This window comes from Leisingera sp. ABD4_442 (assembly GCF_056160905.1).
In genome coordinates, this window is the sequence record NZ_JBSWYB010000027.1 from 1 (window position 1) to 18,995 (window position 18,995).

The 18,995-nt window shown below is 63.5% G+C and carries 19 protein-coding genes; 7 read left to right on the top strand and 12 right to left on the bottom strand.

All coding sequences use genetic code 11. The annotated features are described in order from the left end of the window. Positions 1-203: 203 nt before the first annotated feature. Positions 204-860 carry an imm11 family protein gene (locus ACXAHG_RS17005; protein WP_475059186.1) on the top strand — a complete coding sequence of 219 codons (657 nt, stop codon included), beginning with the start codon at positions 204-206 and terminating at the stop codon, positions 858-860. A 46-nt stretch (positions 861-906) separates the two neighbouring features. Here the strand turns inward: ACXAHG_RS17005 and ACXAHG_RS17010 are convergent, their stop codons facing one another. Beyond that, a complete protein-coding gene (locus ACXAHG_RS17010) occupies positions 907-1,206 on the bottom strand; it encodes a hypothetical protein (RefSeq protein WP_475059189.1) in 300 nt (99 codons plus the stop codon). 60 nt (positions 1,207-1,266) lie between these two features. Between ACXAHG_RS17010 and prfA the strand changes: the two genes are divergently transcribed. The 3 genes from prfA to ACXAHG_RS17025 all read left to right on the top strand — a co-directional run bounded on the left by prfA (position 1,267) and on the right by ACXAHG_RS17025 (position 4,076). After that, the gene (gene prfA, locus ACXAHG_RS17015) at positions 1,267-2,322 is read left to right on the top strand and encodes a peptide chain release factor 1 (protein WP_475059192.1); all 1,056 of its coding nucleotides are present in this window, start codon (positions 1,267-1,269) and stop codon (positions 2,320-2,322) included. Between the two features lie 2 nt (positions 2,323-2,324). Further along, on the top strand, positions 2,325-3,176 hold the full coding sequence (gene prmC, locus ACXAHG_RS17020) for a peptide chain release factor N(5)-glutamine methyltransferase (protein ID WP_475059195.1): 852 nt from the start codon (positions 2,325-2,327) through the stop codon (positions 3,174-3,176). A 213-nt stretch (positions 3,177-3,389) separates the two neighbouring features. Continuing rightward, the gene (locus ACXAHG_RS17025) at positions 3,390-4,076 is read left to right on the top strand and encodes a DUF4167 domain-containing protein (RefSeq protein ID WP_475043654.1); all 687 of its coding nucleotides are present in this window, start codon (positions 3,390-3,392) and stop codon (positions 4,074-4,076) included. 79 nt (positions 4,077-4,155) lie between these two features. Here ACXAHG_RS17025 and ACXAHG_RS17030 read toward each other — a convergent pair whose 3' ends face one another. From ACXAHG_RS17030 to lptF, 7 genes are all read right to left on the bottom strand, one after another. Continuing rightward, positions 4,156-4,923 carry a pyridoxine 5'-phosphate synthase gene (locus tag ACXAHG_RS17030; protein WP_475059197.1) on the bottom strand — a complete coding sequence of 256 codons (768 nt, stop codon included), beginning with the start codon at positions 4,921-4,923 and terminating at the stop codon, positions 4,156-4,158. 38 nt (positions 4,924-4,961) lie between these two features. After that, on the bottom strand, positions 4,962-5,804 hold the full coding sequence (rsmA, locus tag ACXAHG_RS17035; RefSeq protein WP_475059200.1) for a 16S rRNA (adenine(1518)-N(6)/adenine(1519)-N(6))-dimethyltransferase RsmA: 843 nt from the start codon (positions 5,802-5,804) through the stop codon (positions 4,962-4,964). An 84-nt stretch (positions 5,805-5,888) separates the two neighbouring features. Continuing rightward, positions 5,889-6,860 (bottom strand): 4-hydroxythreonine-4-phosphate dehydrogenase PdxA, encoded by a 972-nt coding sequence (pdxA, locus tag ACXAHG_RS17040; RefSeq protein ID WP_475059203.1) that lies wholly within the window; start codon positions 6,858-6,860, stop codon positions 5,889-5,891. Further along, positions 6,857-8,116 carry a peptidylprolyl isomerase gene (locus tag ACXAHG_RS17045; protein ID WP_475043647.1) on the bottom strand — a complete coding sequence of 420 codons (1,260 nt, stop codon included), beginning with the start codon at positions 8,114-8,116 and terminating at the stop codon, positions 6,857-6,859. The genes pdxA and ACXAHG_RS17045 overlap by 4 nt, the downstream gene beginning before the upstream one ends. Further along, positions 8,101-10,281 (bottom strand): LPS-assembly protein LptD, encoded by a 2,181-nt coding sequence (locus ACXAHG_RS17050; protein WP_475059206.1) that lies wholly within the window; start codon positions 10,279-10,281, stop codon positions 8,101-8,103. The genes ACXAHG_RS17045 and ACXAHG_RS17050 overlap by 16 nt, the downstream gene beginning before the upstream one ends. Next, positions 10,265-11,368: an LPS export ABC transporter permease LptG gene (lptG, locus tag ACXAHG_RS17055; RefSeq protein ID WP_475059209.1), complete on the bottom strand. Its 1,104-nt coding sequence runs from the start codon at positions 11,366-11,368 to the stop codon at positions 10,265-10,267. Before lptG ends, ACXAHG_RS17050 begins: the two co-directional genes overlap by 17 nt. Continuing rightward, a complete protein-coding gene (gene lptF, locus ACXAHG_RS17060) occupies positions 11,365-12,492 on the bottom strand; it encodes an LPS export ABC transporter permease LptF (protein ID WP_475059211.1) in 1,128 nt (375 codons plus the stop codon). The genes lptG and lptF overlap by 4 nt, the downstream gene beginning before the upstream one ends. 202 nt (positions 12,493-12,694) lie before the next feature. Between lptF and ACXAHG_RS17065 the strand changes: the two genes are divergently transcribed. From ACXAHG_RS17065 to ACXAHG_RS17075, 3 genes are all read left to right on the top strand, one after another. After that, a complete protein-coding gene (locus ACXAHG_RS17065; RefSeq protein WP_475059214.1) occupies positions 12,695-14,170 on the top strand; it encodes a leucyl aminopeptidase in 1,476 nt (491 codons plus the stop codon). A gap of 6 nt (positions 14,171-14,176) precedes the next feature. After that, entirely contained in the window at positions 14,177-14,635 is a 459-nt protein-coding gene (locus ACXAHG_RS17070) for a DNA polymerase III subunit chi (RefSeq protein ID WP_475043640.1), read from the top strand. A gap of 140 nt (positions 14,636-14,775) precedes the next feature. Further along, positions 14,776-15,321: a CHAP domain-containing protein gene (locus tag ACXAHG_RS17075; RefSeq protein ID WP_475059217.1), complete on the top strand. Its 546-nt coding sequence runs from the start codon at positions 14,776-14,778 to the stop codon at positions 15,319-15,321. Between the two features lie 18 nt (positions 15,322-15,339). Here the strand turns inward: ACXAHG_RS17075 and ACXAHG_RS17080 are convergent, their stop codons facing one another. The 4 genes from ACXAHG_RS17080 to ACXAHG_RS17095 all read right to left on the bottom strand — a co-directional run bounded on the left by ACXAHG_RS17080 (position 15,340) and on the right by ACXAHG_RS17095 (position 18,962). Next, the gene (locus ACXAHG_RS17080; protein ID WP_475059220.1) at positions 15,340-15,756 is read right to left on the bottom strand and encodes a globin domain-containing protein; all 417 of its coding nucleotides are present in this window, start codon (positions 15,754-15,756) and stop codon (positions 15,340-15,342) included. Between the two features lie 106 nt (positions 15,757-15,862). Continuing rightward, the gene (locus tag ACXAHG_RS17085; RefSeq protein ID WP_475043635.1) at positions 15,863-16,444 is read right to left on the bottom strand and encodes a retropepsin-like aspartic protease family protein; all 582 of its coding nucleotides are present in this window, start codon (positions 16,442-16,444) and stop codon (positions 15,863-15,865) included. A 44-nt stretch (positions 16,445-16,488) separates the two neighbouring features. After that, positions 16,489-17,109 carry a MarC family protein gene (locus ACXAHG_RS17090; RefSeq protein ID WP_475059223.1) on the bottom strand — a complete coding sequence of 207 codons (621 nt, stop codon included), beginning with the start codon at positions 17,107-17,109 and terminating at the stop codon, positions 16,489-16,491. After that, a complete protein-coding gene (locus ACXAHG_RS17095; RefSeq protein WP_475059226.1) occupies positions 17,106-18,962 on the bottom strand; it encodes an ABC-F family ATP-binding cassette domain-containing protein in 1,857 nt (618 codons plus the stop codon). The genes ACXAHG_RS17090 and ACXAHG_RS17095 overlap by 4 nt, the downstream gene beginning before the upstream one ends. Between the last annotated feature and the right edge of the window lie 33 nt (positions 18,963-18,995).

Genomic DNA, 18,995 nt, shown 5'->3' on the forward strand with positions numbered 1-18,995 from the left:
CTTCAGGGGCAGGGCTGCCCCTGAAGCGCTAGTCCGATTGTGCCTGTTTCTACCGCGTCAAGGGCAAGCCGCGCTGGCGCGCGGTGGCTGCGCCACCCTTGACCCGGCGGTGTGGCGGCGTTGGTTTGCAAAGAATGACGGTGCTTGAAAGCTCTAATAGGAAACTCCTATGCAATAGGGGCTGCTGATTAAGGACGCGACATATGACAACTGATTACAAAGAAATGCTTTGCTACCGGCCAATAATGGCGCATGACGACGAGCGATCAGTCACCTTCAAATTTTCGCCAACAGCGGGGGAGCCACCCAGCCCTTGGCCTGAAGCAAAATGGAAAAAACGTATTCGGCATTTCAAAGAGGGTGAGTTTAGCGACGAGACGAAGCACAACCTTGCCAAACATTGGACAATTATCAATCCGGTTTTCCGAGAGTTGCCGGATGTTTTGGGAGAATTTAGTTGGGCCGAAGATGTATTCCCCGCATTTCGGAGGGAATTGATGGAGGCTATTGTTGCAGCGGATTCCGAGTTGTGCAGTTTTGTGGCTGTATCTCAGTTGTATGACTTGCGTCATGGCAGGGTGATCGACAAGCAAAAGTATTACTTTGCTGCAGTGAAGCAGACAAAGGATTCGCTGGATGTTGAAAATAGCGAAACCCAGACCATTTCTTTTCACGATGGATCGACCATTCCGGGACTTATGCCCAAAAGCCGGGTGCACCGGTCTTCGCTGAAGGGGGCGATGCTCTGGCGTGACCTTAAGTCGAGAGAAGTTCTGTGCACCAGTGAGTTCAAAGCACTGGCCGAGGTGGCCGGCTGCGTGGGAATGAGGTTTTACGAAGTGGGAATTTCTGAGGTCTGAAACCAGCCCGGCGAGCCGGGGGTGCTGGTCTGCCAGGTTAGAAACCTCAGAGCAACGGTACCTGCGGTGGCGCGCTCGACATGCCGGGCACATCCCCCAAAGATGCCGACAGGCAGCTGCTTTGCACCTCGCGCCACATCGGTACGTTCAGGGACATCTGGCATTGTGCCATGAACATGCGGCCGTCGACTTGCAGGCAGCGCAGCTCTCCCAGTTCGACGCGGCTGCCGGACTTGTCGGTGCAGTAGCAATCAATGGTCTTGCCGCCCGGTCCGGTCACATCCGCCAGCCCCGCGCCGGGCAGGGCGAGGAGGATTGTTGCAATAAGGGCTCTGGCATGTCGCATGGCTCTAGCATATCACAATGGGCAGAATTGGCCAAAACATGAACAAGCATAGGCGCGCCCATGGTCCCCGAAGAACGGCTGGAACAGATCCTGCAGCGGTTTCAGTATCTTGAAGCCGCAATGGCGGATGGCGCCGGGGGCGGGGATATTGCCGCCCTGGCCAAGGAGTATTCCGATCTGCGCCCGGTGGCTGAACAGATTGGCGCCTACCGCAAGCTGCTGAACGATCTGGAAGAGGCCGAGCTGATGCTGGCGGACCCGGATATGAAGGATCTTGCGGAGGAAGAGATCCCGGCGCTGAAGGAGGCGATCCCGGAAGCGGAGCATGCTTTGCAGCTGGCGCTCCTGCCCAAGGATGCGGCTGACGGGCGTCCGGCGATGCTGGAAATCCGGCCCGGCACCGGCGGCGATGAGGCGGCGCTGTTTGCCGGTGACTTGCTGCGCATGTACCAGCGCTATGCCGAGGCGCAGGGCTGGAAGTTCGACATCATCGAGGAACAGGCGACCGAGCTGGGCGGCATCAAGGAAGTGGTGGCGCATATCAAGGGAGAGAACGTCTTTGCCCGGCTGAAGTATGAATCCGGCGTGCACAGGGTGCAGCGGGTGCCTGCAACTGAGAGCGGCGGGCGCATTCATACCTCGGCGGCGACGGTGGCGGTGCTGCCGGAGGCGGAGGACGTGGATATTCACATCGACCCGAATGACATCCGTATCGACACGATGCGCGCATCCGGTGCGGGCGGGCAGCACGTGAACACCACCGACTCTGCCGTGCGGATCACCCACCTGCCGACCGGGCTGATCGTGACCTCCTCGGAGAAGTCCCAGCACCGCAACCGCGAGATTGCCATGCAGGTGCTGAAGACGCGGCTTTATGATCTGGAGCGCCAGCGCATCGACAGCGAGCGCTCGGCGGACCGGGCCAGCCAGGTGGGTTCGGGCGACCGGTCGGAGCGGATCCGCACCTATAACTTCCCGCAAGGAAGGATGACCGATCACCGTATCAACCTGACGCTTTATAAGCTGGATCAGGTCATGGGCGGCGACCTGGAGGAGATTATCGACGCGCTGACCGCGGACAATCAGGCACGGCTGCTGGCCGAGATGGGGCAGTAACCATGGCAGAGACCGCGGCACAGGCAATGGCAGCAGCAACAGCCAAGCTTCGGGCGGCTGGGGTGCAGGACCCGGCACGGGATGCGCGGGTGCTGCTGGCCCACGCAGCACGGATCGAGGCCAGCCGGGTGACGCTGATCGCGCCGGAGGAACTGGCGGCGGAAGTGGCCGAACGCTATGAGCAGCTGATTTCACTGCGGGCGGTGCGGGTACCGGTGTCGCATCTGATCGGCGAACGGGAGTTCTACGGGCGCCGCTTCAAAGTCTCGCGCGATGTGCTGGACCCGCGGCCGGAAACCGAGATCCTGATCGAGGCGGCGCTAGCGGAACCCTATGCGCGGGTGTTGGACCTGGGGGTCGGTTCGGGCTGTATCCTGGTGACGCTGCTGGCGGAGCGGCAAGAGGCCTCCGGCCTGGGGGTCGACATCAGCGAGGCCGCTTGCCTGCAGGCCAGCGCCAATGCGGTGCTGCACCGGGTCGAGGCGCGTGCGGATATTCAGCAATCCGACTGGTTTGAAAAGGTTGAGGGCCAATTCGATCTGATCGTGTCAAACCCGCCCTATATTGCACTGGATGAGATGGATGGCCTGTCGGCGGAGGTGCGCGGCCATGAGCCGGGAATAGCGCTGACGGACGGCGGCGACGGCCTGGGCGCCTACCGCCGGATTGCGGCGCATGTTGCACAGCATATGGCGCCAGGCGGCCGGCTGCTGCTGGAGATCGGCCCGTCGCAGGCGCAGGCGGTCAGTGCGCTGCTGGAAATGGCAGGGCTGAGCGGCATTGCGGTGCTGCAGGATCTGGACGGGCGCGACCGGGTTGTGTGTGCGCATTCCGGCGCAAATCGCGGTTCTTAGCGCGAAAATTCGCATATTCGAAAGAAAAATACCGGAAAACACTCTTGTGCCCCTTGTGTGGGGCTTCGTAACATGGTTACTCAAAGGGAGCCGCTTGAGAAGTACCCTTTGCAGGCCTTCCCGCGGCACCAAGCCCAAAAAAGCTGATGATCCGGCGCTGAGGCGCGCATGATTGGGTCTACGGCGCATTAACTCAAGGCTGACGTTAGGCAGATGAGATCGTCCAAATCACGTTCACGTTCCAAGTCGAACCGGAACCGTCCCAATGGCGCCAATGTTGTCAACCGGGTGTTTGACAGCTCCGGTCCCGAAGGCAAGGTGCGCGGAACCCCGCAGCAGATTATCGATAAGTACAATCAGCTGGCCCGCGATGCGCAGCTGAGCAATGACCGGGTTGCGACCGAAAACTTCCAACAGCACGCGGAGCATTACCTGCGGATGCTGAATGAGGCGCAGCGCGAGATCGAGGCGCGCCGCGAAGAGCAAGAGCGCCAGAACCGCGAGCGCCAGGCTGAGCGCGACCGTGAGCGTGCCGAGCGGCTGGAGCGGCAGGAGCGCGAAGCAGCGGCGGCTGCCGATGCTGCGCCTGCCGCGGATCCTTCTGCATCGCCGCAGCCCGAGGTTATTGATCCGCGCGGCGAAAACGGCAATGGCCAGGACAGCGGCTTGGTCGAAACGCCGGAAAGCCAGGCGGAAGGTCCGGCAGCAGACGCGCCGGCTGAGGCGCCTGCCAAGAAGGCTCCGGCCCGCAAACCGCGCAGCCGCAAACCGGCTGCTAAGGCTGAGGAGGCGGCTCCGGCTGCGGAAGGCGGCGGGGAGCCTGCGCCCAAAAAGCCCGCCCGTACGCGCGCCAAGCCCAAGCCGAAGGCCGAAGAAGGCCCGGCTGAAGCTGCTGAGTAACCGCTCCGTAACAGAGAATGAAGTAAACCCCCGGGCCCTGCGGCTCCGGGGGTTTTTCTTTGAAACGGCGCCGGGGGTCTTAGATCGCGTGGCCGAGCACCTTCAGATAGCGGCGGACCGCCTCGGGGAAGCCCAGCATCAGCGCATCCGCGGTCAGGCCGTGGCCGATCGACACCTCGGCCAGGTCCGGAACCGCTTGGCGCAGGCCGGGCAGATTCCCGACTGTCAGGTCGTGACCGGCGTTCATCATCAGCCCGCCAAGGGTACGGGCGGCATCCGCTGTGTCCTTGATCTTGGCAAGCTCGCTGGCAACCGCGGTCGGTGCGGTCTGGTCCGCGTAAGGTCCGGTGTAAAACTCAATCCGGTCAGCGCCTGCTTGCTGCGCCAGGGCAGGGTCGGCAGGATTGGTGTCCACGAAATAGGAGACCCGGATGCCCGCTGCCTTGAATTCCTCAGCGATGGGCAGGAGCATGGCGCCGTCTTTGGCAAAATCCCAGCCATGGTCAGATGTGGACTGTTCCGGCGTGTCCGGCACCAGCGTTACCTGATGCGGCTTGTTTTCCAGCACCAGGTCGATGAAGTGGCGGGTCGGGTAGCCCTCGATATTAAACTCAGCCTGCGGAAATTCTTCGGCGATCAGCTGCGACAGGGCAGGCAGGTCGGAAAAGCGGATGTGACGCTCGTCCGGGCGGGGATGCACGGTGATGCCATGGGCGCCGGCCTCAAGGATGGCGCGGGAGATGTCGATCAGGTTCGGCCAGGGCACCTCGCGCCTGTTACGCAGGTAGGCAACCGCGTTGACGTTGACGGACAACAAGGTGGGGCGGGGCGTGACGGCTTGGGTCATAAAATGCGGGCTCCGGTTCAGCGGCGGATGAGAATGGGTCAGGCTTTGGCCAGTTCGCGGGCCAGCGCGCAGAAGGCCTCAAGGCTCACTTGCTCGGCGCGTTCGGTGGGCGGGATGCCTGCGGCGGTCAGATGCGCCTCGATATCGGGAGAGACCCCCTTGAGCGAGGCGCGCAGCATCTTGCGGCGCTGGTTGAAGGCGGCGGCAACGACGCGTGACAGGATCGCGGCGTCAGCCTCGAACCGCGGCGCGGGCAGGGCGTCCAGATGCACCACAGCACTGGACACCTTGGGCGGCGGGGTGAAGGCACCGGGTGGCAGCGACAGCACGATCTTTGCATCCGCCCGCCATTGGGCCAGGATCGCCAGGCGGCCATAGGCCTTGGAGCCGGGTTGCGCCACGATGCGCTCAGCCACTTCGCGCTGGAACATCAGGGTGAGGCTCTGCCAGAACGGCGGCCAGTCTTTGGGCGTGAGCCAGCGAACCAGAAGTTCGGTACCGACGTTGTAAGGCAGGTTGGCAGCGATGCGGATCGGCGGCGTCAGGTGTTCGAGCGGGTCGATCTCTAGTGCGTCGCCGTTGATCACATCAAACCGGCCAGGGTAGGCCGCGGCGATTTCCTGCAGTGCGGGCAGGCAACGATGGTCCTTCTCCACCGCCAGCACCCGGCGGGCGCCTTCGGCCAGCAATCCGCGGGTGAGGCCGCCGGGTCCCGGGCCGATTTCCAGCACGTCGCAGCCGCTGAGGTCTCCCGCTTGCCGCGCGATCTTAGCGGTGAGGTTCAGATCCAGCAGGAAATTCTGGCCCAGCGATTTACGGGCCGAGAGCTGATGCGTTGCGATCACTTCACGAAGCGGGGGAAGAGAGTCGATAGCACTCATGTCATCTGGGCCTTGGGGCTGGGCGCGGGCGGTGCGCAGAGGTTTTTTTGCCTCCGGCGGGGATATTTCCCGCCAGAAGAAGAATCAAGGGCTGGCGGCCATGGTCTGCGCGAGCTTCAGGGCCTCGATCAGGCTGGAGGGGTTGGCTTGGCCGGTGCCTGCGATGTCAAAGGCGGTGCCATGGTCGGGGGAAGTGCGGATGAAGGGCAGGCCGAGGGTCACGTTGACGCCGCGGTCGAAATCCAGCGTCTTGATCGGGATCAGCGCCTGGTCGTGATACATGCACACCGCCGCGTCATAGCGGGCACGGGCGGCGGCGTGGAACATGGTGTCGGCGGGATGCGGGCCGGTGACATTCAGGCCGCCTGATTGCAGCTGGCCGATCAGGGCGTTGATCCAATCGAGTTCCTCGCGGCCCATGGCGCCGCCCTCGCCTGCGTGCGGGTTGAGGCCGGCAACGGCGATGCGCGGCGCGGCGATGCCGAATTGCTCCCGCAGGCCCGCAGCGGTGATTTCTATGGTTTCGCGCAGGGCCTCTGGCGTCAGCGAGGCAGGCACGTCGGACAGGGCGATATGGATGGTGGCAGGCACCACCCGCAACTGTTCGCTGGCCAGCATCATTACAACGCGGCTGCGACCCGCCAAGGCGGCCAGAAACTCGGTGTGGCCCGGATAGGCAAAGCCTGCGCCGTCAATCAGTGCCTTCTTGTGGATGGGGGCGGTGCAGATGGCGGAGGCCTCGCCCGCCTGAACCAGTTTCACGGCGGTTTCGATTGCCTGGATCACCCCGGCAGCGTTGGCTGAATCGGCGGTGCCTTTTGCGGCGCTGCCGCCAAAGGCCAGCGGTAATACAGGGAAACGGTCCGCACAGACAGCGGTTGTCTCAGCCGGGGCGGCGATTTCGCAAACCGGTGTGCCGGCAGGCAGATGGCGCGGGTCGCCGATCCAGAAGAACGGGCAGCTGCCGCGCAGGGTCTGCCAGGCCTTGACGGCGATTTCCGGGCCGATTCCTGCGGGTTCGCCGCAGCTGAGTGCAATCGGCCCGGGTCTGCTCATTTGATGTCAATCCGCGCATCGGCGCGCAGCTGTTCCAGGTAGCTGTCGACCAGCGACGTCATCCGCTGCGCGGTCAGCGCATTGGCGACAGTCTCGCGCGAGGCATCCTCGCCCAGATCAGCGGTGCGGCCGCAGAGCATCAGCACCATCAGCGTCTCGCCGTTGTTGCGGGTGAGCGCAGTGGAGGTTTCGTTCGGATCCAGCTTGGCCAGTTCCAGGGCGATGTCGCGCGGGATCTCGGATGGCGGCAGGCTTTGCACGTCCAGAACCGAAGGATCCTGACCCTGGGCGAGGCCATAGAAATCATCGCAGGTGTCGACGCGGTCCATCACGGAGCGGGCGGCTGCCAGGCCTTCGGGCGTGCGGCCGCCGGGCACGTAGTAGGCGGCGTATTCGATCGCGGTATAGCGCGGGGCGGCGCCTTCGACCTCGCGCACACCGCGCATCTGGAACAGGGCAACCGCGCTTTGCAGCGGCAGGGGTTCGGAGATCTCACCCGGTTTCAAGGCCAGAACGATCTCTTGCAGCTGCGGCGGCAGTTTGGTCAGCGGCATCCAGGGCAGGCGGCCGCCGTCATTGCGGCTGGCAGCGGCGGAATACTGGGCGGCAGCAGCGGAGAAGCTGTCGTAGCCCTTGAGCCGCGCCACCTGTTCGATCAGCTCTTCGACCTGGGCGGCGTTCTGTTCGTTGATCGGGACAATGAACTCGCTCAGCAGCACCTGGACGCTGCCGGTGCCGGCTGCGCCCATTGCACGGTCGATTTCATCCTGGGTCGGGCGGGCACGGGACAGGAAACGGGCGCGGGAGAATTCGCGCCAGCCCAAGCCGATCCGGGTGAAGTCCCGAAGCGTTTGCGGCTCGACCCCCTGCTGGCGCAGGGCTGTAAGAAAGTCATTCAGCGACAGGTTGGCCCGTGCTGCCAGCTCTTCCATGCCGGCGGTGACATCTTCGTCTGCCGGTGTGATCCCCGCCTGCTCCAGGACGGCGAGCTTGAGGCGGTCGTTGATCAATTCTTTGCGGGCGGTTTCCAGCGGATCGCCCGGCACCCGCAGCGCGGCCTGAAAGCGGGCGCGCTGTTCCAGCTCGTAGCGGGTGATGACCTCGTCATTCACGGTGATCGCTGGGGCGAACAGGTTCTGCGCCCCGGCCGGCAGGCCGGTCCAGGACAGCCCCGCGGCCAGCGCCAGCGCGGCTGCGGATTTGAGAGCACGGGAAAGGAAAGGAGCCCGGAACCGGGTATTCACGTCTTGCTGCATGACCGCCTGTACTGTTTGCTGCCGCTCTTTACGGAGAATCCGCTGAGTGAGATGGTAAAGCCGAAATCTGTTGTCGGCTCAACACTTGTTGTTGAGGTATAACGGCGGTTGACCGAAAGGTCGACCGTTACGCATTCGTTCCTGTAGGCCACGCCAAGGCCTGCGCGGGTGGCCTGGGCGCCAGAGATGTCATAGCGCAGCCGGGCGCTGGCCGACCAGCTGGGGTTGATGTCGTAGCTGCCGTTGACCCACAGCTCTGAGCTTTCCTCTGGCCGGTCCTCGTCCGGATCGGTGCCCAGCCACAGGTAGGTGCCGGACAGGCTGGAGCGGTCCGTGCGCCAGTCGCCGCGGAGCTCTGCCTTTGAGAAATTCAGGGAGCCGTTCAGCAGGCCGCGGGTGGAAATTGCCAGACCGTCGCCGAATTTGATCTGGCCTGCGAGAAGCAGATCCGATGACGTGCCGCCGAGGCCGGAGCTTTTGGTGAAGCGGTTGTCGCCGTCGCTGCGCAGCACCTGGCCGATGGTGGCAAAGGCCTGCCAGCCTGTTGGCGCATACCGGGCCCAGTTTGCGCCGTAGACCAGGGTAACCCCGTCCTCGCGCGCGTCGGTCGAGGGGAAACGCGACAATGACAGCAGGTTGCCCTGGTCAAACTCGACAAAACGGCTTTCTTCGCTGACCACATTGCCGCCGCCCTCGTCGCGCCAGCCCAGCTGCAGAATCGGTTCCAGGTACTGGGTGGCACCGCCCGCCTCGCGGCGGCGCATCGGCAGGCGCAGGGTGAGCGCGGTGCGCGGGGTGAGGCGGGTGATTTCCTCGGTGAAGAACGCCTCGTCATAGGCGCGGAAGGCATCGGCGGCGGCGCCCAGCTCCCATTCCGCCAGGATGCCGTAGTCCAGGCGCCAGCTGCGGCGCCAGTCGATGTCAGCAGAGAGCCGGGCCAGGTCGCGGCCGTTGCTGTCGGTTGCCGTGCCTTCCAGGCTGGAGCTGCGGCGGTGCCCGTGGCCCTGCAGTGTCAGCCGCAGTTCGCCGCCGGTCAGGGCCGGGAAATGGCGGGTCTGATAGTAGGCCTCGGCAATGCCGGAAGGGATGTCTGCCTGGTTTTCGCTGGAGCGCAGGGTTTTGTAATGGGTCAGCGAGGTGCGGAACAGGCTGTCGCGCTTGGCCCGGGACAGCACCGCCTCTGAGCGCAGGCGGTCCAGGTCCGGGAGGCCGTAGTCCTCAAGATAGGCATCATCAGAGACTGCCTTGACGTCAAAGGTGAACCGGAAATCGCGCGGCAAATCGAACTGGCCCTGGCCGAAGATGTAGCCGCGGTCCTCGCCCGAAAACAGGTCATCGCGGGTATAGGCGCCGTTGAATTCGATCCGGCCGCGGCGGAAGGCCTGGCGGTAGCGCACGTCCAGCGTCTGCGTGCTGGAGGAGATATAGGGCGCCAGTGTCAGGTCGCGGTGCGGTCCAAGGGTAAAGAAATAGGGCACCTTGATCCCGGTGCCGAGGTTCGAGGTGGAGCGCAGCGACGGGATCAGAAAACCGCTGGCGCGTTCCAGCGAGGGGTCGGGCAGGCGGATGGCCGGAAAGTAGAACACGGGAACATCCAGCACCCGCAGCTGTGCGCTTTCGAAATAAAGCTGGCGTTCCTGCTGGTCGTGGGTGACCCGTTCCGCCCGGATCTGCCACAGTGGCGGGCGGCCGTCTTCGCAGACGTGGCAAGAGGTTACCGCGGTTTTGTAAAGCTGGGTGTAGCGGCCGCTGACCCGGGTCATCTGCAGTGAGGCCAGCTGAAGCTGCTGCTGGAATACCATGCGGGCGCCGGTCAGCAGACCGTTACGCAGATCGCTGTCCATCTCGGCGGCATTGGCCAGAATGGTGATATCGCCATCCTGATCGATGCGGATTGGACCTTCGATTTGCAGGGTGCCAGTGGTCTGATCAAAGGTGATCTTTTGGGCGCGCAGGCGGGTGTTGCCCTGAAATGCTTCAACGTTGCCTTCAGCGATCAGCAGGCGGTCCGGGGTGATGAAGACCTGGTCGGCCACCAGCATCGCAGGCTGCGAGGCATCCGGCGGCGCCGCGGTCTGCGCCTGCGGCGCCGGGGCGGACAGCGCCAGCCAGGGCAGCACGGCGGAAAGAAGCAGCGCCCGGCGCAGATTACCCGTCTTCGGCATGGAGAAGCAGTCCCAAGGTCAAAAGTATTGCGGCAGCAGGCGGCGCCCAGGCAGCCAAAGCCACCGGAATTTGCCCGTTCTCGCCAAGGATTTGCGCGAAATTGCGGATGAAATAAAGCCCGAATCCAAGCAGTACAGCCATCAGCACCGCCAGGCCGGTGCCGCCAAAGCGCGCATGCCGCATGGTAAAGGACGCACCGACCAGCACCATAGCGATCAGGAACAGCGGCCGGGCCAGTTCCGCCTGATAGCGGACCTCGTAACGCTTGGTGGTAAAACCTGCGGCGGACAGCTCGCGGATGGTGGCGGGCAGGTCATAGATCGAAATGCCGCTGGCAGTGCCCAGCGTGTCGCGGATCCGGTCGGTGGTCAGCGTGGTCGGCAGCCGCAACTCCTGATGTTCCGCCGCGCTGGCTTCGGGGTTGATGCCGGCCGCCAGGGTCCAGGATTTGGCATTGCCCAGCACCCAGTTGCTGCCGTCCAGCCGGGCGGTTTCGGCGATGATCCGGCGCACCGGGCCGCCTGCATTGGTATAGGCGTGGATGGAGACGTCAAACAGGGTGATGTCGGCGGCGTCGCCGCTGTAACCTTTGGCATGGATGACCGATTGGCCGCGGGCGCCTCCCTGGCGCAGCCACAGCCCTTCACCGCTGAGCGACAGGGCCGAGGGGCCGCCATTGTGATAAGTCTCTGCCAGATCCTGGTACCGGTTGGACGTGGCCGCTGCGATCGGGTTTAGCATGGTAACGGCCAAGCCGCCGATCGCGGCGGCTGCCAGCACCGGCGCTGCCAGCGCCCGGATGCCGGAGCGGCCGATGGCGCGGGTTACCACCAGTTCGCTGCTGCGGGCCAGGCCGACAAACAGCACAATGGTGCTGAGGATCATGATCAGCGGCAGGAACTCGCTGAGGGCCGCCGGAACATTCAGCAGCGTCAGCCCCACGAGCTGCGCCAGGCTGAGGTCTGCGGCCTCGAACCGGCGGACCTGTTCGTTCAGGTCGATCAGCACTACCAGCGTCATCAGAACCGCAACGATGACCATGAACCATTGCAGAAAGCGGCGGGCGTAATAGAGATCCAGCTTCATGCCGCGGCCTCCTCAGCGCGGGCGCGGATGCGTTTGGGGCGGGCGGAAAGGATCAGGAAGATCAGAGCTACCGCAAGCCCCAACAGTGTCGGGACATAGATCAGCGGCCACAGGCTGGCATCCTGCAGCACCGGTTCAGATACCACGCCGCGCAGGCCCTCGACAAAGATCAGAATGACAAAGGCCAGCATCGCCTGGCGCCAGACCCCGAAGCGGGAGAACGTGCCGAGCATCAGCGCCGAGAAGCCGATCAGCGTGACTGCAATGCAGACAAGCGCGCGGGCAAAGCGCAGGTGCAGCTCTTCGGCCTGGGCGCCTGCGGAATAGCCGTCGCTGCGGGTGATGGCCGCGCTCCGGGTCATCAGCTCCAGGCTGGGGATGGCGCGGATGTTGCGGGCCGGGTTTTCAGCTTGGCGGGCCAAAGCGCTGATGTCATAGGAAAAATCAGAAAAAAACGTGGTCGACAGCCGCTGGGTGTTATGGTCCAGCCGCTGCGCCATGCCTTCGACCATGATCAGATGGGCGCTGGTCTCATCCCGCACCAGAAAGGCGCGCGCGCCGGTATAGGTCACCGTCAATTCCGGATCGCGCCGGTCCGACAGGAAGACATCGTTCAAGGTGCCATCCGGGTCGATCTGGCGGATATAGAAAGTGACGCCATCCGCCGGGTGCAGAAAATCGCCCTCACTCAGCAGTTTGGCGGTGATGTTGCGGGATACCTCGCCTTCGCGCACCTCCAGCTGGCTGATCGAGGCGGGCAGCAGATAGTGGGTCAGCGCCGACATCATCAGCGCAGTGATGACACCGAAAACCAGCGCTGGCCGCGCCATCTGCCAGGGGCTGGTGCCAGTGGCGCGCAGCACGGTCAGCTCGCTTTCGCTGTTGAGGCGGTTGGTGACCCAGACCGAGGCGCCAAAGGCGGCAATCGGCAGCACCATGCGGATCAGGTTTGGCAGGGTGAGCGCCGTGAATTCGAGAAAGACCAGGGCGGACTGGCCGTTTCCGATCAGGCGGTCAAACAGCACAACGGCTCGGTTGACCCAGAACACGGCCACCAGAATCAGCGCGAAGAAGCTGAAGAAGAGCAGATACTGTGACAGCACATACCTGTCGTAGCGTGACACCCGATCCCCCCAGATCTTGCCATTGTTATTTTGCCGGACCTTAGTGGATTTGCCCGGCGGGGAAAACTGCATTCTCACAAGGGGCTGCGATCGGCGGCGGACCGCGGATATGGCCGCGGTGTGCCCAGGTCTGGTCAAGCGCTTCCGCGCAGGATACCTCTTAGGCAAAGAACCGGATGAAACCAGCAGGAGCGCACCGAAAATGAGCAGCCTTACCCCGATCCGTTTTGCTGAATACGACCCCAAGGCGCTGTCCGCGATGACCGGCCGCGTGGTGGTGATGGTAACGCCGGAGGGCAGCATGGATCAGGCTGCGCGCACGGCCAACAGGCTGAGCAAGGGGGCAATCGCCCGGCTGATCGATTCGGATGGCTTCAAAAAGGTCAAGGCGGGGGATGTGATTTCGCTGGGCTGGCCTGCGGGGATGCAGGCGGAGGCGCTGGATGTGCTGGTGCTGCCGCGCAAACTGACCCCGGTTGAGGCGCGCCAGGCGGGTGCAAAGCTGATCAAGGGCGCGGCAGGCAAGCGGCTGACAGTAATGGCCGGCAGTATGAACAAGGCTGCGGACCTGACCCTTGGTATCGCGCTGCGGGATTACGGATTTGAAAACCACAAATCGCCCAAGGACGAAAAACCTGAAGGCGACGTTGTGATTGCCTCCAAATCACCTGCGGATCTGGAAGCCGCCTGTGCGCCGCTTTTGGCGGTCGCCGAGGGCGTGCATATGACCCGCGATCTGATCAATGAACCGGCCAACGTGCTGACCACCACTGAATTCGCCCGCCGTATCGAAGAGATGAAGGCGATCGGCCTGGAGGTCGAAGTGCTGGAAGAGGCGGAACTGGTAAAGCTGGGAATGCGCACGCTGCTGAGCGTGGGGCAGGGTTCGGACAGCCCCTCTAAGGTGGCGGTCATGCAGTGGAAAGGCGGCGCCAAGGATGCGGCCCCGCTGGCGCTGGTCGGCAAGGGTGTGGTGTTTGACACCGGCGGCATCTCCCTGAAGCCGGCAGGCGGCATGGAAGAGATGACCATGGACATGGGCGGCGCAGGTGTTGTCACCGGCACCATGAAGGCGCTGGCGCTGCGCAAGGCCAAGGCGAATGTGGTGGGGCTGGTGGGTCTCGTTGAAAACATGCCATCAGGCAATGCCACCCGCCCGGGCGACGTGGTGAAGTCGATGAAGGGCGACACGGTGGAGATCATCAACACCGACGCTGAGGGCCGGTTGGTTCTGTGTGATGTGCTGTGGTACGCGCAGGAGCGGTTCAAGCCTGCAGGCGTGATTGACTTGGCCACCCTGACCGGCGCCATCATCATCGGCCTGGGACATGAGAATGCCGGTGTCTTCTCCAATGACGATGATCTGTGCAATGCATTCCTGAAGGCCGCCAAATCCGAGGATGAGGGCGCCTGGCGGATGCCCTTGGGCAAGGCCTATGACGACCAGCTGAAATCGCGCATTGCCGATATGAAGAACGTCGGCGGCCGTCCGGCAGGCTCGATCACCGCGGCGCAGTTTCTGCAGCGCTTTATCAAGGACGGTATGCCCTGGATCCATCTGGACATTGCAGGTGTGGCCTCCGTTAAATCCGATACCTCTTATGCGCCGAAGGGAGCCACCGGCTGGGGCGTGATGGCGCTGAACCGTCTGGTCGCGGATAAGTTCGAGACGGAATAACATCTGATGGGGGCTGCCTATTTCTATCATCTGACGCGCAGGCCGCTGGAGGAGACCCTGCCGGTTCTCCTGGATAAGGCGCGCGGGGCGGGCTGGCGCATTGCGGTGCGCGGGTGTGATCCTGAGCGCATGGCCTGGCTGGATGACCGTCTGTGGCTGGGACCGGAGGAGAGCTTTCTGGCCCATGGTTTGGCAGGCGGCCCTCATGATGCGTTGCAGCCCATCCTGCTGACGGCAGGGCCGCAAGCCGCCAATAACCCGGAATGCGTGATGGCGGTGGATGGCGCCGCCGTCAGCGCAGAGGAGGTGCAGGCGCTGAGCCGTGTCTGCATTCTGTTTGACGGCACTGATCCGGAGGCCGTTCAGCACGCCCGGACCCAGTGGAAAAGCCTGACAGAAGCGGGATGTTCGGCCCAGTACTGGTCCGAGGAAAGCGGGCGCTGGGAGAAGAAGGCAGAGAAATAGCCTGCCGTTTCAGCGCTTTCGGCGGTTTTTTGCCAATCTGCTCCGGATTTGTTTCAACTCTGCAGGAAATTCTCGCGCGGCGGCGCATTTCGCAGTATTGCTCCCGGCCATAAGAAAAGACGACCGGGGGATGGATCACCATGAAGCGTGCGTTTGCGCGGGCGCGGCGGTTGCCGCTTGTTGCAGCAGGGCTGCTGGTTTTGGCCAATTGTGCCGGGGCGCCGAACGGATCGGTGAGCCGGGCGGAGGTCGAGGCAGAGCGGCTGGAGTTTGCAGTGAGCCAGGTGGAGAACCTGCAGTCCAGCGGCAAGCGTGTCTGGTGCGTGCCCTTTGCCCGCAACGCCAGCGGCATTGAAATATACGGCAATGCTAAAACCTGGTGGGCGCAGGCAAAGGGGCAGTTCGCCCGCGGCAACGAACCGCAAACCGGGGCGGTGATGGCCTTCAGCGCCACGCGCTCCAACCCGCTAGGGCATGTCGCGGTGGTCTCCAAGGTCGAGGATTCCCGCCGCATTGAGGTCAACCACGCCAATTGGCACCGCAACAGGATCTCGCTGGGGATGGCGGTGGTCGACGTCTCCCAGGATAACGACTGGTCCGCCGTGCGCCTGGAAAGCAATCCGGGCGCCTTTGGCCGGGTTTATCCCGTCAACGGGTTCATCCTGCCGTCCCAGAACGAAGGCTGAGGGCTGTCCGGTCCGCGCTCAGCGGTCCGGAATATTGCCGCGCTGGATCATCCGGCTGGAGATTTCCCCAAAGGCCCGGCGCCACAGTTTTTCCAGCTCCGGGGTGAGGCCGCTGCCCAGCGCATGGCGCAGCGTGTCAATCAGCGCTTCCTCCATCGGGGCGAAATGGGTGCTCAGCACGCCGAGGCTGGTATGCCGCTTGCCGAGCTCCTGAAATTGCGGATCAACGGCGGATTCATCGTCCAGCCGGGCCAGAATGACCCCCAGCGTTGTCATAAATTTCATCCCCTGGCCCTCAAGATCCTCGCGGAACATCTGGCGCAGGCCGGGTGCATGGCGGAACAGCGCATCATAGAAATACGCCGGCGTGCGGCCAGCGTCTTCTGTCAGCTTGCTGTAGCTTTCTCTGAGTTGTTCAAGTTCTGCTTCGGTCACGGGTTTGCCACGCTCCTTTCTGAGTGGAGTGATCCCCTCCAGACTAGGCACAGCGCCGTGGCGCGTCCTTGATCCGTCTCAAGGACTGCTGCCCGGGAAGGTCGGATCAGCGGGTCAGCACCAGCGCGCCGTTGCGGATTTCGATGCTGGACCAGCGCTGAAGGTAGCCCATGCCCAGCAGGGATTGATCCAGTTCCCCCTGGTTGACCCAGACGCGCACATCGGTGTCGGTAATCCCGCCGAGTGACATTTCATTGACCCAGACAGAAGCAGTGCGCACTTCGCCGTTGGCCGTTTGCGCGCGGCCAAGGAAGGCGAGGTTTCCCGTATCAATGCCCGCGCGCTGCGCGTCAGCCGCATTCAGCACAACCTGGCTGGCACCGGTGTCGACCAGAAACTCGATGGCGGCGCCATTAACGTCCAAAGTCAGGTAATAGTGGCCGTCAGGCGCGCGCGGTACTTCGACCCGGCCTGCATCCAGGGCAACGCTTTGCTGCGGGCGGACGGTCTGGCGGATGTCGTCCCACAGCCCATAGGAGGCAATCACGCCAAGGAAGATGAAACCCCAGACGGCAAACATCTGCAGCGTCTTTCCGATGCTTTGGCGGTTCTGGACAAAGACCCAGGACCCGACTGCCACCAGCAGGATGATCAGATAGATAAACCGCCCGATTTCATATTCGCCCATATGCTCACCTCCTGATTATAATGTAGGCGGGCCGGGGCGTTATGCTAGCTGGCAAAGCCAAAAGCGCGCAATCCGTCCAGCACGAATTGTACCGAAAGCGCCGCCAGCAGCATCCCCAAAAGGCGGGTGACAACGGTAATGCCGGTCTTGCCCAGAAGCCGTTCAAACAGGCCAGAGAACAGGCACATCACCAGCAGGATCGCCAGCACCGCGGCCACCACACCCATCACCATAAAGAAACCGGCAATGCCGGGCTGCTGGCCGGACAGCAGAATGACGGTGGCAATCGACCCCGGGCCAGCGATCAGCGGGATAGCCAGCGGGAAAACGGACGGGTCGTCAAAATCATCTTCCTCGCTGCGGTCTTCACGGCGTTTGTTGCGGCGCTCAAACAGCATGTCGAGCGCGGTCAGGAACAGCAGCACGCCGCCGGCCACCCGGAAGGCGGGCATGGAGATGCCGATGAAGCCCAGCACCGCCTCGCCGAGGGCGGCGAAGATTGCCAGCAGCACAGCCGCCGTGATCGTCGCCCGCAGCGCGATGGAGCGGCGGCGCGCCGGGGGCGTGCCCTGCGTCAAGGCAATGAAGACAGGCGTCAGCCCGATCGGGTCGACGATGACAAACAAGGTCACAAAGGATGTGATCAGGAATGCGGTGTCGATCATTGTGCCTCTGCCTGCTCCAGCTTCTCCAGCGCGTCCATCCACAGGCCCTCGGCCCGCTCCAGCGCCTCGATGCATTCGGCGTGTTTCTTTTGCCAGACTTCGATATCGCCAGCCTTGCCCGGTTCGTACAGGCTAGGGTCGGCCAGCTTTTCGTCAAGCTTTTCACGCATTTCGCTGAGCTTCTCGACCCGAGCCTCGGACTTGCGGACCTCTGAGCGCAGGGCAATCAGCACCTCGCGGGAGGCGCGTTTGGGCTTGGCCGGCTTGGGCGCTTCCGCCTTGGCCGCGGGCCTGTCGCGTGCCAGCAGCAGGGCGCGGTAGCTTTCCAGATCACCGTCATAGGGTTTGACGGTGCCGTCCGAGACCAGCCACAGCCGGTCTGCCACCAGGCTCAGCAGATGCATGTCGTGGCTGACCAGAATGACCGCGCCGGAATAGGCGGTCAGCGCCTCCACCAGTGCCTCGCGGCTTTCGATATCCAGGTGGTTGGTCGGCTCGTCGAGGATCAGCATATGCGGCGCGTCGATGGTGGCGATCAGCAGCGACAGCCGCGCCTTCTGGCCGCCGGACAGACGCCCGACTTCGGTCTCGGCCTGTGCGGCGCCAAGGCCAAAGCCCGCCAGCCGCGCCCGCCATTTGGCAGGCGCCTCATCCGGGCGCAGGCGGCGCAGGTGGTCGAGCGGGGTTTCATCGACATAAAGCTCATCCACCTGATGCTGGGCGAAGTAGCCGATGCGCAGCTTGGAGGACCGGGTCATCTTGCCCGCCATCAGCGGCAGCCGGCCGGCCAGCAGTTTCGACAGGGTCGACTTGCCCTGGCCGTTCTTGCCCAGCAGGGCGATGCGATCGTCCTGGTCGATCCGCAAACTCAGCCGCTTCAGAACCTCGGTGTCGCCATAGCCGGTGATGCCGCCCTCGATATGGATGATCGGCGGGGACATTTCCTCTGGCTCCGGAAAGGTGAAGGCGCGCAGGGCGGCCTCTTGCGGGGTGGTGATCGGCTTCATCTTGGCGATCATCTTGAGGCGGGCCTGCGCCTGTTTCGCCTTGGTCGCCTTGGCGCGGAACCGGTCAACAAAGCTTTGCAGGTGGGCGCGGCGGGCCTCCTGCTTCTTGGCTTCCGATTGAGCCGCCAGAATGCGGGCGGCGCGGGTTTCGGCGAATGTGTCGTAATTGCCCTGGTAAAGGGTGAGCTTCTTGTCTTCCAGGTGCAGGATAGCGCCCACCGCCCGGTTCAAGAGGCCGCGGTCGTGGCTGACAATCACCACCGTGTGCGGGTATTTCGCCAGGTAGCTTTCCAGCCACAACGCGCCTTCAAGGTCGAGATAGTTGGTCGGTTCGTCCAGCAGCAGCAGGTCGGGCTGGGCAAACAGCACGGCTGCCAGCGCCACCCGCATCCGCCAGCCGCCGGAGAAGGCGGAGCAGGGGCGTTTCTGGTCCTCATCGTCAAAACCCAGGCCCTTGAGGATCGAAGCGGCGCGCGCCTCAGCCGACCAGGCGTCGATGTCCGTCAGGCGGGTCTGGATTTCGGCAATCCGGGCGGGATCAGTGGCGCTGTCCGCCTCTGCCAGCAGCGTGGCGCGCTCAGTGTCGGCAGCCAGAACGGTGTCGGTCAGCGACACGCCGGAGGAGGGAACTTCCTGCGCAACACCGCCGATGCGGGCCTTGGAGGGCAGAGATATGCTGCCGGTCTCCAGCGCCAATTCGCCCCGGATCAGCCGGAACAGCGTGGTCTTGCCGGTGCCGTTGCGCCCGACAAGCCCGACCTTGTGGCCGGTGGGAATAGTGGCGGAGGCGCCCTCGATCAGGGGGCGGCCTTCAACCGAATAGGTGATGTCCTGAATGCGTAACATGGACGGAGCACTGCGGCAGTGCTGCGGTGTTGT